At 48.7% G+C, this 13,636-nt stretch carries 12 protein-coding genes and 1 other annotated feature; of the genes, 11 read left to right on the top strand and 1 reads right to left on the bottom strand.

What is annotated here, in order from left to right:
• Positions 1–71 precede the first annotated feature (71 nt).
• Positions 72–179: a sequence feature (Trp leader region), on the top strand.
• 98 nt (positions 180–277) lie between these two features.
• The 8 genes from NE536_RS15530 to NE536_RS15495 all read left to right on the top strand — a co-directional run bounded on the left by NE536_RS15530 (position 278) and on the right by NE536_RS15495 (position 8,647).
• Positions 278–1,972 (top strand): anthranilate synthase component 1, encoded by a 1,695-nt coding sequence (locus tag NE536_RS15530; RefSeq protein ID WP_261273248.1) that lies wholly within the window; start codon positions 278–280, stop codon positions 1,970–1,972.
• A 9-nt stretch (positions 1,973–1,981) separates the two neighbouring features.
• Positions 1,982–2,584, top strand: a complete 603-nt coding sequence (locus NE536_RS15525; RefSeq protein WP_261273247.1) for an aminodeoxychorismate/anthranilate synthase component II — start codon at positions 1,982–1,984, stop codon at positions 2,582–2,584.
• Positions 2,581–3,633 (top strand): anthranilate phosphoribosyltransferase, encoded by a 1,053-nt coding sequence (gene trpD / locus NE536_RS15520; protein WP_261273246.1) that lies wholly within the window; start codon positions 2,581–2,583, stop codon positions 3,631–3,633. The genes NE536_RS15525 and trpD overlap by 4 nt, the downstream gene beginning before the upstream one ends.
• A gap of 6 nt (positions 3,634–3,639) precedes the next feature.
• Positions 3,640–5,118 carry a bifunctional indole-3-glycerol-phosphate synthase TrpC/phosphoribosylanthranilate isomerase TrpF gene (gene trpCF / locus NE536_RS15515; RefSeq protein WP_261273245.1) on the top strand — a complete coding sequence of 493 codons (1,479 nt, stop codon included), beginning with the start codon at positions 3,640–3,642 and terminating at the stop codon, positions 5,116–5,118.
• A 196-nt stretch (positions 5,119–5,314) separates the two neighbouring features.
• The gene (gene trpB / locus NE536_RS15510) at positions 5,315–6,505 is read left to right on the top strand and encodes a tryptophan synthase subunit beta (RefSeq protein ID WP_063884781.1); all 1,191 of its coding nucleotides are present in this window, start codon (positions 5,315–5,317) and stop codon (positions 6,503–6,505) included.
• A gap of 5 nt (positions 6,506–6,510) precedes the next feature.
• On the top strand, positions 6,511–7,332 hold the full coding sequence (gene trpA / locus NE536_RS15505; RefSeq protein ID WP_261273244.1) for a tryptophan synthase subunit alpha: 822 nt from the start codon (positions 6,511–6,513) through the stop codon (positions 7,330–7,332).
• Between the two features lie 383 nt (positions 7,333–7,715).
• Positions 7,716–8,126, top strand: coding sequence for a glycerate kinase (locus tag NE536_RS15500; protein WP_261273243.1), 411 nt, complete (start codon positions 7,716–7,718; stop codon positions 8,124–8,126).
• Between the two features lie 236 nt (positions 8,127–8,362).
• Complete coding sequence (locus NE536_RS15495; protein ID WP_261273242.1) at positions 8,363–8,647, top strand: DUF2798 domain-containing protein; 285 nt, start codon at positions 8,363–8,365, stop codon at positions 8,645–8,647.
• Positions 8,648–9,169: 522 nt separating this feature from the next.
• Here the strand turns inward: NE536_RS15495 and NE536_RS15490 are convergent.
• Positions 9,170–9,403 (bottom strand): hypothetical protein, encoded by a 234-nt coding sequence (locus tag NE536_RS15490; protein ID WP_261273241.1) that lies wholly within the window; start codon positions 9,401–9,403, stop codon positions 9,170–9,172.
• A gap of 99 nt (positions 9,404–9,502) precedes the next feature.
• Between NE536_RS15490 and NE536_RS15485 the strand changes: the two genes are divergently transcribed.
• Genes NE536_RS15485 through NE536_RS15475 form a run of 3 tightly spaced genes read left to right on the top strand, consistent with a single transcriptional unit; the run spans position 9,503 to position 13,623 of the window.
• A complete protein-coding gene (locus tag NE536_RS15485) occupies positions 9,503–11,008 on the top strand; it encodes a lysine N(6)-hydroxylase/L-ornithine N(5)-oxygenase family protein (RefSeq protein WP_261273240.1) in 1,506 nt (501 codons plus the stop codon).
• Complete coding sequence (locus NE536_RS15480) at positions 11,008–11,688, top strand: GNAT family N-acetyltransferase (protein WP_261273239.1); 681 nt, start codon at positions 11,008–11,010, stop codon at positions 11,686–11,688. Before NE536_RS15485 ends, NE536_RS15480 begins: the two co-directional genes overlap by 1 nt.
• Before the next feature lie 9 nt (positions 11,689–11,697).
• Positions 11,698–13,623 carry an IucA/IucC family protein gene (locus NE536_RS15475; RefSeq protein ID WP_261273238.1) on the top strand — a complete coding sequence of 642 codons (1,926 nt, stop codon included), beginning with the start codon at positions 11,698–11,700 and terminating at the stop codon, positions 13,621–13,623.
• The last annotated feature ends 13 nt before the right edge of the window (positions 13,624–13,636 follow it).

Below are 13,636 nucleotides of genomic sequence, written 5' to 3'. Positions count from 1 at the left end.
AGGTTTTCTATACACCAATTACTGAATTAGCGAGACCCTTTTGAATGACACACATTAACGCTTCATTAAACATCATTTGGTGGTGGCACTTCCCAACTTAGCGGGTGGTGTGAAGCTCTGTGCTCATTTGAAAGTGACCAGAATCAACAAGAAGCCCGCAGAAATGCGGGCTTTTTTGTTAGGTGCGAAAAATGTCGGCAGACTCGGGTAACAAGATTAATAAAGCGAGATAACTCATGATGTTAAAGACATTTTATAAGGTAGCTGGAGTATGAACATGCCCAAACAGACATTCGCACGCTCAAGCACATTCAAGACGGCATTAACCTATCACAGCGATCCACTGCGTTTGTATCAGCACATTACCCAAGATGCGCCCCATACTATGTTGTTGGAGTCGGCCGAAATCGACAGTAAAGATCACTTAAAAAGCATGGTGATGACCCATGCCGCCATGATGATCCGCTGCGACGGTTATCAACTGACCTTTACCGCACTGACCGACAATGGCGCGAGCTTACTTGCCCCAATCGAAACCTTCTTCAGCGAGAGCGGCGATCGTGCTGATATGAGTGCCAATCTAGTCCGTGATAACTTGACCTTAGTGGTGACGCTGCAAAAAGACACTAAGTTGCAGGATGAAGATGCACGCCTAAAATCTACCTCGCCACTCGATGGCCTACGGATGTTTATCCAGCAAATTGATTGTGGCACTCATACTGACAGCCAAAGTAAACCCGCCTTTGAGGATCTGTTTTTAGGTGGCGTGCTGGCCTACGACTTGATTGATACCGTCGAACCGCTGCCAGCCGTACCGAACCGCGATAATGATTGTCCAGACTACTTATTCTACCTCGCTGAAACCTTAATCCTTATTGACCATAAACTAAAACAAGCCGACATCATTACCCATAATTTCAGCCGTGATTCAGTCCAGTATGCCGCCATCACCGCAGCGCTGAGCGAGCGAGTACAGCTGTTAAGCACCCAATGTAAAACTCTGGGTAATTCACCTGCCGATGTGCCGACACTGGTCGCCATCGACGCTACTGAGCAAGTCAATATTTCCGATGAGGTGTTCAAACAAACCGTTATCGATTTGAAAGAACACATTATTGCGGGCGATATTTTCCAAGTGGTGCCATCGCGTAGCTTTAGTTTACCTTGCCCGAATACCTTAGGGGCTTATCGCGCCCTGCGTCTAACTAACCCAAGCCCTTATATGTTTTATTTCAGGGGCCAAGATTTCACCCTTTTTGGCGCCTCACCCGAAAGCGCACTCAAATACGAAGCCAGCAGTAATCAAGTCGAAGTCTACCCGATTGCCGGCACCCGTAAACGCGGCAAAACCGCCACGGGCGAGATTGATTTTGACTTAGACAGCCGCATTGAACTTGAACTGCGCTTAGATAAAAAAGAACTGTCAGAACACTTAATGCTGGTCGATTTAGCTCGCAACGATATCGCGCGTATCAGCCAAAGCGGCAGCCGTAAAGTCGCCGAATTATTGAAAGTGGACCGTTATTCCCACGTGATGCACCTCGTCAGTCGCGTAACGGGTCAACTGCGCCAAGATTTAGATGCGCTGCATGCTTATCAGGCCTGTATGAATATGGGTACTTTAGTTGGCGCGCCCAAAGTAAGCGCATCACAACTGGTTCGCCAAGCGGAAAAAGCCCGCCGCGGCAGCTACGGCGGCGCTGTCGGTTACCTTAATGCCCTTGGTGATATGGACACCTGTATTGTGATCCGCTCGGCCTTTGTCAAAAATGGCACCGCCTTTATTCAAGCGGGCGCGGGCGTGGTGTTTGATTCGGATCCCCAAAGCGAGGCTGACGAAACCCGTCAAAAAGCTCAAGCCGTGATTTCAGCCATCAAGATGGGCGCTGGACTGCGAGTCAATGAATCGCCAGCGAATGACGCGTCAGCTCAATCGACTTTTGTGCCATCCACTTCAGTACAATCTAAATAGGAGCCAAACATGAAACTCTATCTACTCGATAACTTTGACTCCTTTACCTACAACTTAGTGGATCAATTTCGCAGCCTAGGCTGTGAAGTGGTGATTTACCGCAACGATGTTGCCGCCGATTTTATCGCTGAAAAACTGCTTAACGAACAAGAACCCGCAGCCCTAGTGTTATCACCTGGTCCTGGTGCGCCCCATGAAGCAGGCTCTATGATGGCGCTTATCGCCAAAGTCGCCGGTAAAGTCCCTATGCTGGGTATCTGCCTTGGGCATCAAGCTATGGTGGAATATTACGGCGGCACAGTGGCGCGCGCGCCATTTGTGGTGCATGGCAAGGCAAGCCCGACTTTCCATGATGGCACTGGCGTATTTGCCGGTTTGCCCTCCCCCCTGCCCGTTGCCCGTTATCACAGTCTGGTCGCCACTCACGTGCCTGATTGCTTACAAGTAATCGCAACGACTGACGCTATGCCGATGGCGATTCTGCATTCTGAGCACAGAGCCGTTGGCTTTCAGTTCCACCCTGAATCGATTCTCACCACCTTAGGCAGCACATTGCTCATTCAAACCTTAGCCTTTCTTACCCAAGACATGACAACAGGAGTAAGCGCATGAGTACCAACCCTATTCAGCCTTTACTCGACGTTTTATACCAAGGTAAAAGTTTAAGCCGCGAGCAAACCGCCGAACTTTTTGGCGCGTTAATTCGCGGTGAGATGAGTGAAGCGGCAATGGCGGGAATGTTAGTTGCGCTGAAAATGCGCGGTGAGACCATTGATGAGATCAGCGGCGCCGCCGATGCCATGCGCGCCGCCGCCAAACCTTTTCCTTGCCCTGAGCGAAACAACAATCCGCTTCATAATGGCATAGTTGACATTGTTGGCACGGGTGGCGATGGCTTTAATACCATTAATATTTCCACCACCGCAGCCTTTGTGGCCGCAGCGGCAGGCGCTAAGGTCGCCAAACACGGCAATCGTAGCGTGTCGAGTAAATCGGGTTCATCGGATCTTTTGGCGCAATTTGGCATAGACCTAACTATGTCGCCAGAGACCGCCAGTCGTTGCCTTAACGCATTGAATCTGTGCTTTTTGTTTGCGCCCCACTACCATGGCGGGGTAAAACATGCGGTGCCCGTAAGACAAGCATTGAAAACGCGCACTTTATTCAATGTGTTAGGGCCGCTAATTAACCCCGCACGACCTGAGTTTATGTTACTTGGCGTGTATAGCCCTGAGTTAGTCTTACCGATAGCGAAAGTATTAAAGGCGCTTGGCACAAAACGCGCTATGGTAGTGCACGGCAGCGGTTTAGATGAAGTCGCGCTACACGGCAACACCCAAGTTGCTGAGTTAAAAGACGGCGACATTATTGAGTATCAACTCACGCCCGCCGATTTAGGTGTGCCTTTAGCGCAGATAACAGACTTAGAAGGGGGCGAGCCCGCCAAGAATGCCTTAATTACCGAGGCAATTTTAAAAGGTCGCGGCACTGAAGCACACGCCAATGCGGTCGCCATCAATGCCGGTTGTGCTTTGTATGTGTGTGGGATTGCGGATTCAGTGAAAGCCGGAACCATACTGGCACTCGCTACCATTCAAAGCGGCAAAGCCTTTGAATTGTTAAGCCAATTAGCTAAAGTCAGCAGTGAAACTAAGGAATAAGTGGCAATGACTCAAGAACTGATAACACCTAGCAAAGACGTGATAACTCAGCCACAGGCACAAACCAATCCTATGCCAAAAAGTAATGTGTTAACCCGTATTGTCGATACCAAAGCGGCCCATATTGCCGCCCTGAAGCTGCGTTTCCCTGAGGCCAGTCTGTCGCCAAAAATCTCTGACCGCAGTTTATTTGCCGCACTCAAGGCGCCCAAGGCGGGTTACATTTTAGAATGCAAAAAAGCCAGTCCCTCCAAAGGGCTTATCCGCGATGTGTTTGATGTAGAAGCCATTGCCGATATTTACGGTAAATATGCGGCGGGCATTTCGGTATTAACCGACGAGCAGTTTTTCCAAGGGGATATGGACTATATCCCTAAGGTGCGCGCTCGGGTAAACCAACCTATTCTGTGCAAAGATTTTTTTGTGGACGAGTACCAAATCAAACTCGCTGCTCACCAAGGCGCCGATGCGATTCTGTTGATGCTGTCCGTGCTTGATGATGAACAATATCAACATCTAGCGAAAGAAGCGGCTAAGTATCAACTCGATGTACTGACCGAAGTCAGTAACGAAGAAGAACTTAAGCGCGCCATCGCATTAGATGCGCCGATTATCGGCATCAACAACCGTAACTTAAGGGATTTGAGTACCGATCTCGCCACCACAGAAGCCTTAGCGCCACACATTGGCAGCGACCGCGTGGTGATCAGCGAATCTGGCATCTACAACAATGAGCAAGTACGCCGCCTGAGTCCGCTGGTAGATGGCTTCCTTGTCGGCAGCTCGATTATGGCCGAGACTGATATCGACTTGGCCTGCCGTAAATTGATCTTCGGTCACAATAAAGTCTGCGGCCTCACCCGTGTGGAAGATATCCGCGCCGCGGCAACAGCAGGCGCTGTCTATGGTGGGCTGATTTTTGCTGAAAAATCCCCGCGCGCCTTAACCCTTGATTGCGCAGAACAACTGCTCAGGGAGTATCGCGCATCCGATGTCCCCGCCATTGAATTCGTCGGCGTGTTTGTTAATGCAGCGCCAAGCTCCATCACCGATATCGCCGCCAGTTTGCAGTTATCTGCCGTACAGCTGCACGGCACGGAAACTGAACTTGAAATCGCACAGCTCGCTGAGCGACTTGAGCAAGCGGGACTCACCACCCAAATTTGGAAAGCCGTCAGCGTCGATGCGCAAACGGGTGAACTTGGCAACTTACCTCAGGGAGCATCGCGATATCTGTTTGATAGTAAAACGGCAGGTCAATTTGGCGGCTCGGGCCAAGCCTTTGATTGGCAAATTATTGATGTGAAGTCCTTAGGCCAGCAAAAGGCCCATGCCATGTTGGCGGGCGGACTCAACGCCGACAATGCGGCCAGTGCCAATGCCCAAGGATTTTACGGTTTAGATTTTAATTCTGGCCTAGAAACCGCCGCAGGGATTAAATCGGCGCAACTGATCCAAATGGCTTTTACCCATTTACGTCTCTAGCCTATCGCGCTAAGCAAGAAGCCCTAGATGCAGTTGGTGCTCGACAAGCGTGATGCTCGACAAAAAATATGAACCTATTAATGCCAGTGGCCAAATAGATAACGGCTCAGTTAACACTATTTATACGGTTAACACCAAAACGCTGTTAGAACCATCAAACCACTGACAAACTGATTGATAAGATAAGGAAAAAGGTATGTCCAAGTTAAAGCTTAACCCTTATTTCGGCGAATACGGCGGCATGTATGTGCCACAGATTTTAGTGCCAGCCCTTAAGCAATTAGAAACTGCCTTTGTGGAAGCGCAGGAAGATGACGACTTTAAAGCCGAATTTACCGATTTACTGAAAAACTACGCGGGTCGGCCAACGGCGCTCACCTTAACCCGCAATTTAAGCCCCAATCCTATGGTAAAAATCTACCTCAAACGAGAAGATTTACTCCACGGCGGCGCACATAAAACTAACCAAGTGTTAGGCCAAGCTCTGCTGGCTAAACGCATGGGCAAAAAGGAAATCATTGCTGAAACTGGCGCAGGACAACACGGCGTTGCCACCGCCCTTGCCTGCGCGCTATTAGGCTTAAAATGTAAAGTCTATATGGGTGCTAAAGACGTTGCGCGCCAATCACCGAACGTATTTAGAATGCGTTTGATGGGCGCGGAAGTCATTCCTGTCACCTCAGGTTCTGCCACCCTAAAAGATGCCTGTAACGAAGCGATGCGCGACTGGTCTGGCAGCTACGAAAAAGCCCACTATTTACTCGGCACAGCCGCGGGGCCACATCCATTCCCAACAATCGTGCGTGAATTTCAACGCATTATTGGCGAAGAAACCAAGAAGCAAATGCTGGAACGCGAAGGTCGCCTACCCGATGCGGTTATCGCCTGTGTGGGCGGCGGTTCCAACGCCATCGGCATGTTTGCTGACTTTATCGACGAGCCAAGTGTCGAACTGATTGGCGTCGAACCTGCGGGTAAAGGCATCGACACGCCAATGCACGGCGCGCCGCTTAAACACGGTAAGACAGGTATTTTCTTCGGTATGAAAGCGCCTTTGATGCAAGATAGCGAAGGCCAAATCGAAGAATCCTATTCAATTTCAGCTGGATTAGACTTCCCATCCGTTGGCCCGCAGCACGCGCATCTTAATGCCACAGGCCGCGCCCGTTATGAATCCGCCACCGACGATGAAGCGTTAGAAGCCTTCCAACAACTGGCTCGCTGTGAAGGGATTATCCCCGCATTGGAATCGGCACATGCTATCGCCTATGCCGTGAAAATGGCGCGCGAGTGCACCAAAGAAACCATTTTAGTGGTCAATCTTTCCGGTCGTGGCGACAAAGATATTTTCACCGTTTCTGACATTTTGAATGGTAAAGAGGAATAATAAACATGAGTGACACGTCTACCAACACTGGCCGTTACCAAGCCACCTTTGCCAAACTCAAAGCCGAAGGTCGTGGCGCTTTTGTCCCATTCGTCACCCTTGGCGATCCTAGCCCTGAGTTATCGCTGAAAATTATCGATACCTTAGTGCAAAACGGTGCCGATGCCTTAGAACTGGGCTTTCCGTTTTCCGATCCCTTGGCCGATGGCCCAGTGATCCAAGGCGCTAACCTGCGTTCTTTAGCCGCAGGCACGACTCCAACGGCGTGTTTTGAATTACTGGCGCAAGTGCGTGCTAAATATCCAGAACTGCCAATCGGTTTGCTGCTGTATGCGAACTTAGTCTTTGCTAACGGCATAAATGCGTTTTACGCCAAAGCGCAGCAGGCGGGTGTGGATTCAGTACTTATCGCCGATGTGCCAGTGGAAGAATCCGCGCCCTTTAGCGAAGCCGCTAAAGCCCATGGTATTGCGCCGATTTTTATCGCGCCGCCCAATGCCGACAGTGAAACCCTGGAGCAAGTGAGTAAAAGTGGTGAAGGTTACACCTATCTCTTATCCCGCGCGGGAGTCACAGGCACAGACACGAAAGCTGGCGTGCCGGTAGAGGAAATTTTATCTAAATTAAAAGCCTTTAACGCCCCACCACCGCTCCTCGGTTTTGGTATTGCCGAACCCGCTCAAGTGAGCGCCGCCATCAAAGCAGGCGCTGCTGGGGCAATTTCTGGCTCTGCCGTTGTGAAGATCATCGAAACCCACCAGCACGATGAAGCTAAGCTACTGGCGACACTTGGCGATTTTACTCGCGCCATGAAAGCGGCGACCTAAGTTAATCAAGATTTCAATCTCTGAGATAAATTACTGATTGAAATTGATAAACTAAGTCACTGATTTAAATTGATAGCCTAAATCGCTAGCCTGAATCGCTAGTGCTTAAGACGCGAAGAAAGAGAAAAATAAACAGAATAAGTGGGGCACATTCGCAGCCTCACTTATTTTGCTTTAGATTGACCGACTCCTATGTTTACCCTGCCTTGCTCACCTCATTGTTAGTGTTCTCTTACGGCTCTTATCTTTCTCAACAATCACGCCTCAAAAACCACCCCTACCGTGACAAGAAATCAAACTGATAGCTTAGCGGTTATTTAGTCGCAGTTATTTAGTCACAGTTCCTCGGTAGCATGTCTGTATCGAAATGAAATGGACTTTATATGCAGTATCGGATCTATATACTCGAGCTAACTCCATGTGGCAATGGTGTTGAAGGTGAAGTCGCAGGCAAATGCGACAATGGCGCGCCGATTTGGTTTTATTACCAAGGCAGCGATCAACAGGCAAAAATGCGCTTTCCGGTTAACCAATGGGTGACGGTTGAATTACTCGGCCGACTAGCAAGTGTTCAAGTTGACATCATTGAGCAAGCTCCACGCCTACCAATTCAATTGAACTTTGAAACTTCAGGACAAATCGTCGACATCAGCCAAACACCCGAAGATACGATTTACCTGTCGCAATCAAACCTTGCACTCCCCTCTGATACTGAGCTGGGCAAATCCCCTATTTCGCTCGGTCACTGGGTCAATGTGACGGGCGAGCTTTGGGTAATAAATGGAATGAATTAAGTGCTGATCCCTGAGCTAACTGTGAACGTACAGATAGGCTAGCTGTGGCTTTAATGATTGCGCTTTATCGGTGCAATACCTAGAATGTCGCCGCGCGGGCTAAACTTCATCAATCGCTTAAATACCTTGCTTCCGCTATTGAACCCAATTGGGAAAGCAAATGAAGTCGATAATGGGATTGACAGTGCTAGCCTGTGACAAATCATTCGCCTGATGAATTTCCAATAGAGGATCCGATGACTATTTCTAAATCTTTGCCCGATGACAAACCTCGTACTTTTTTGGGCACGCCTAAATTACCAGCCAAGTACGCCACGGTTGTAATGCCATTTTTTCTTTCTATTCTAATGAGTTGTATCGTTTCTGGGATCAGTACTTTCAATGGCGTTGGCACTTCACCGCAGTTTATCGAACTCTGGCTCGGTGCTTGGCTGATCTCATGGGTGGTTGCCTTCCCGACACTGCTGATGGTGTTGCCATTAGTGCGTAAAATTACCGGACACTTTGTCGATTTACGCTAGCTTTACGATTTAGCCTTTCGAACTCGCATTCTGAGTTAACAGCCACATTTCAAAGCCGTCTTAGGACGGCTTTAGCTTAAGTTCATGCCCTTAATAAACGCGCACTGCCGCTATCCATGCCGAGATAACCGCCCTATTTACAGCTCCAGCCAATAGCAGTTTTAAGCGAATAGCTCTCTGAGAAAATACCAAGCTAAGCGAATACACCTGGGGCAATGCCTCTAAACTCATTTATCAGAGCCAATACATCTGGGCCAATGTATCTGAGCCAATGCATTTAAACTTAACCCACACCCGACTCATTTACCCAGCGCCTTCAGCGAGGCTCCAACCTGCGCTTTACAATGGATTTACACTGACTGTTTAGCGGCACCTATCCCCATTGGACTCAGCCGACATTACCGCAATCTAAATCAATTCCCCTCGATTAATAAACCAACACAAATATCGATATAACCACTTGTATTTATAGCCTTAAAAGTCAAGATGCTCGTAATCTCCTCGAATATACACCCCTTAAGTTTAGCCTTTTTGCCAGCCAATTATCTTGCCGTCACATACGTTATTAACCGTACTTAGCCCGCTTATCCGTAAGTTAAAAGTATTAACCCTCACCACCACCCAAATGAGAATGGTTTGCATTTGAATATTTTCACGTGCTAATTTACTCGCCGTTGTCGGGACAGAGGCAGCAGGGAAATAGCCTAAGGACTGCGCTAAACATAGCGAATTAACCACAGCAAAATAGATAGCCAAACAGGCTATTTTGACAGCCGCATTAACTTGGTTTGCGTCCTTAGGTAACTGATTACTGGATCGGCAACACGCAACAGCATGCTGCCAAAGGAGGCGTAAGTGACTACTCAACAAAGGGAAATGGATCGCGAAATCTTTGATCTACTCGGTATCGGTATTGGCCCATTCAATCTTGGCCTCGCCGCCTTATCAGAACCTATCGACGGCTTTAACTGCTTATTTTTAGATGCTAAAACCAGCTTTGACTGGCATCCAGGCATGCTACTCAAATCCTCAAGACTGCAAACCCCCTTTATGTCAGATCTGGTGACTATGGCCGATCCTACCAGCCGTTACAGTTACCTTAATTTTGCCAAAAAGACGGGCAGACTTTATCCCTTTTACATTCGTGAGAATTTCTTTTTACCTCGCCACGAATACAACTTGTACTGCCAATGGGTAAGCCAGCAACTCAGCAATCTAAAATTTGGCTTTAAAGTCACTCAAGTAGATTACAACGCCGGTGAAAGTATTTATCGAGTCACAGGTTTTGATAGACGCAGTGGCAAAACCCATACCTATCAATGCCGAAAGCTAGTGTTAGGCACAGGAACAGAGCCTTACCTTCCAAAGGATTGCCCCATTCAAGATGCGCGGGTCATGCATACCGCCAGCTATATGCAGCAAAAAACCTACCTGCAGAGTCAGAGTGCCATCACTGTCATTGGCAGTGGCCAAAGTGCGGCGGAAGTGTTTTACGATCTACTACAAGATATTGATACCTATGGCTATCAACTGAATTGGATGACACGGTCAGCACGTTTCTATCCCTTGGAATACACTAAGCTGACGTTGGAGATGACCTCGCCAGACTATGTCGATTACTTCCACGAATTAGCACCGGAAAAACGCTGTGCTTTGATCGCCAGTCAAAAATCGCTCTACAAGGGCATTAATGCCGAGCTTATCAACGACATCTATGACTTGTTATATCAAAAGCGCTTGATTGCGGATTTCCAGTGCCAATTGATGACCAATGTGGCGTTAACCCGTATTCAAACTGATCCAGATGCACTCAAGTTACATTTCCAGCATCAAGAGCAAAATACCCCTTTGAGCCAAACCACGGGTGCAGTGGTGTTAGGCACTGGCTATCACTACCGTTTACCTGAATTTATCAAAGAGATAAAGCAACAGATCGAGTTCGATGATGCGGGACAACTTGCGGTACAACGCGACTACAGCATAGATATTCGCGGGGATATTTTTGTCCAAAATGTCGGTTTACATACCCATGGAATAAGTTCCCCGGATCTGGGAATGGGCTGTTATCGCAACGGCATCATCTTAAAAGCCGTGCTTGGTTATGCGCCCTACCACATCGAAGAACACATCGCCTTTCAAACCTTCGATCCGGCCAAATTTGCCAATCATCAGCCCTGCGGCAGCAATGCAATTAACACACTGAATCTTAACCCTAAACATTTCCCTAAGACGTCGCCGCACAGCAATACCGCTGATGCATCGCCGCATCTCTACCCAAGCCAAACGCCGACTTCGAGTATGAGCGCAGGCGCGGGAACCAAGATGTCGGTCTTGATGGCGCCAAACAAGGAGGCGCAATAATGGCGAGTCATTTCTGTGATCATTGTTTAACGCAGCTATGTTTAACGCAGCTATCAGCGATGACAAGCATCAATGGTTTCCAGTTCAGAGCGTTAGATCTTAAGCAAGACACACCAACACTCCAGTCTTGGTTTAACCAAGAGTACGCGCAGTTTTGGGGCATGCAAGGCTTGAGTCTCGCCGCCATAGAGAAACTTATGGCAGCCACGCAGCACAAGTTTGCCTTGATAGGTGAGTGGCAGGGCAAATCACTCTTTATGGTGGAGCTCTACGATCCCGCCCACGATGAAATCGGTCACCACTATCCTGTTGCGAAGGGGGATTGCGGTATGCACCTGATTATCGCGCCGCCCGATGGCTGCCCAATCAGCGGCTTATCTTTCAAAGTGATGGATGCGATAGCGCAGCTTGTGCTTGAAAAATTGGCCTTTAGCCGCCTTGTGGTTGAACCCGATCAACTCAATGGCAAAATTCATCGCTTAAATAGCCGAGTGGGCATTCGCTATGAAAAAGCGATTCAATTAAGTACTAAAGCAGCTTACCTCGGATTTTGCACTGCGGCCGATCGCCAGCTGGCATCGAACACGCCCTCTTCGACGGGCTTAGCCCAGACAAGCTCAGTGCTGCCAAGCTCGTTCAAAGCACCCGCAACCTCCCCCATAACATTATCGACTCTTTAGGTGAACAAGATGAACTTACCCACAAAAGCCTTACTAATGGATCCATTGCCAACGCAGGATCATCCAACTCATGCAGCGGCTCAACTCGAGCCAACGCTGTCGTCAACCTCGACTTCTATGCCAGAACATTTGACTCCCACCTATTGGCAAGCGGCTAATCGGCATTTAGTGAAGAAAATCCTCTGCGAATTCACCCACGAGAAAATCATCACGCCGACCCTATACGGGCAAAAAGCAGGGCTTAACCACTATGAACTGCGGCTCAAAGACTGCACTTACTATTTTAGTGCGCGGCACTATCAGCTCGATCATCTGGCGATTGATACCGACTCCATCCGCGTTTCAGTCGCAGGACAAGAGCAAATTCTCGATGCGATGTCGCTGATCATTTCCCTTAAAAATGACTTAGGGATCAGCGAAACCTTACTGCCCACTTATTTAGAGGAAATCACCAGCACCCTCTACAGCAAGGCGTACAAGTTAGCGCATCAGGCGATCCCCGCAGCCACACTGGCGCGAGCCGATTATCAGAGCATAGAAGCGGGTATGACTGAAGGCCATCCGGTGTTTATTGCCAATAACGGTCGGATTGGCTTTGATATGCAGGATTATCGTCAATTTGCCCCAGAAAGCGCGATGCCGATGCAGTTAGTCTGGCTAGGCGTGCGCAAGAGCAAAACCACATTTGCCGCCCTCGAAAACTTGAGTCACGACGCATTACTTAAGGAGGAGCTTGGCCAGCAGTTCACTGACTTCCAACTACGTCTTAAAACCCAGCAGCACGATCCGCAGGACTTCTACTTTATGCCTGTGCATCCTTGGCAATGGCGTGAAAAAATCGCCCGCGTCTTTGCCGGCGACATCGCCCGTGGCGATCTGGTTTACCTTGGCGAAGGCAGCGAACAGTACCAAGTACAGCAATCGATACGCACTTTCTTCAATCTTTCATCGCCACAAAAGTGCTATGTCAAAACCGCGCTTTCCATCTTAAACATGGGCTTTATGCGCGGCCTGTCGCCCCTTTACATGAGCTGCACACCGCAAATCAATGCGTGGGTGGCGAACTTGGTTGAAAACGATCCTTACTTTGCCCAACAAGGCTTTGTGATCCTCAAAGAAATTGCCGCCATAGGTTATCACCACACCTATTACGAGCAGGCACTCACCCAAGATAGCGCCTACAAAAAAATGCTCTCTGCCCTGTGGCGCGAAAGCCCACTGCCACACATTGAGCCTAAACAAAATCTGATGACCATGGCTGCGCTACTGCATACGGATCATGAAGATAAGGCCCTTATTGCAGCCTTGATAGCCGCCTCAGGCTTACCAGCAAAGGATTGGGTCAGTCGCTACTTAAACCTGTATTTATCGCCGCTGTTACATGCCTTTTTTGCCTACGATCTGGTCTTTATGCCGCACGGGGAAAACCTGATCTTAGTGCTCGATGAATACGTGCCAGTCAAGATTTTAATGAAAGACATAGGTGAAGAAGTCGCGGTACTCAATGGCGCGAAGCCGCTACCTGATGATGTAAAACGCCTTGCAGTAAGCCTTGAAGAAGAGATGAAGCTTAACTACATCTTACTGGATATTTTTGACTGTATTTTCCGCTATTTAGCACCGCTGCTCGATGAGCAAACCAGTGTCAGTGAAAGCCAATTCTGGGAGTTAGTGGCGGACAATGTACGTGATTACCAAGCCCAGCATCCACATTTGGCCGACAAGTTTGCCCAATACGATCTGTTTAAGGACAGCTTTGTACGCACGTGCCTCAATCGTATCCAATTGAATAATAACCAGCAAATGATAGACCTCGCCGACAGGGAGAAAAACCTGCGTTTCGCCGGCGGCATCGACAATCCCTTGGCGGCCTTTAGACAAAGCCATGCCTTTAAGCGCCCTATGCTTAGCAGCGCTGAGCAAAGGAAACGTTAACACACCACAAAGT

It is taken from the genome of Shewanella septentrionalis, from assembly GCF_025370265.1.
Taxonomy (GTDB): Bacteria; Pseudomonadota; Gammaproteobacteria; order Enterobacterales; family Shewanellaceae; genus Shewanella; species Shewanella hafniensis.
The sequence above is the reverse complement of the archived record's forward strand: the minus strand, read 5'-3'. Positions and strand labels throughout refer to the sequence as shown.

Coding starts and splice junctions, on each gene's coding strand:
- NE536_RS15530 (WP_261273248.1), top strand. CDS start 278: ATGCCCAAACAGACATTCGCACGCTCAAGCACATTCAAGACGGCATTA.
- NE536_RS15525 (WP_261273247.1), top strand. CDS start 1,982: ATGAAACTCTATCTACTCGATAACTTTGACTCCTTTACCTACAACTTA.
- trpD (WP_261273246.1), top strand. CDS start 2,581: ATGAGTACCAACCCTATTCAGCCTTTACTCGACGTTTTATACCAAGGT.
- trpCF (WP_261273245.1), top strand. CDS start 3,640: ATGACTCAAGAACTGATAACACCTAGCAAAGACGTGATAACTCAGCCA.
- trpB (WP_063884781.1), top strand. CDS start 5,315: ATGTCCAAGTTAAAGCTTAACCCTTATTTCGGCGAATACGGCGGCATG.
- trpA (WP_261273244.1), top strand. CDS start 6,511: ATGAGTGACACGTCTACCAACACTGGCCGTTACCAAGCCACCTTTGCC.
- NE536_RS15500 (WP_261273243.1), top strand. CDS start 7,716: ATGCAGTATCGGATCTATATACTCGAGCTAACTCCATGTGGCAATGGT.
- NE536_RS15495 (WP_261273242.1), top strand. CDS start 8,363: ATGACTATTTCTAAATCTTTGCCCGATGACAAACCTCGTACTTTTTTG.
- NE536_RS15480 (WP_261273239.1), top strand. CDS start 11,008: ATGGCGAGTCATTTCTGTGATCATTGTTTAACGCAGCTATGTTTAACG.
- NE536_RS15475 (WP_261273238.1), top strand. CDS start 11,698: ATGAACTTACCCACAAAAGCCTTACTAATGGATCCATTGCCAACGCAG.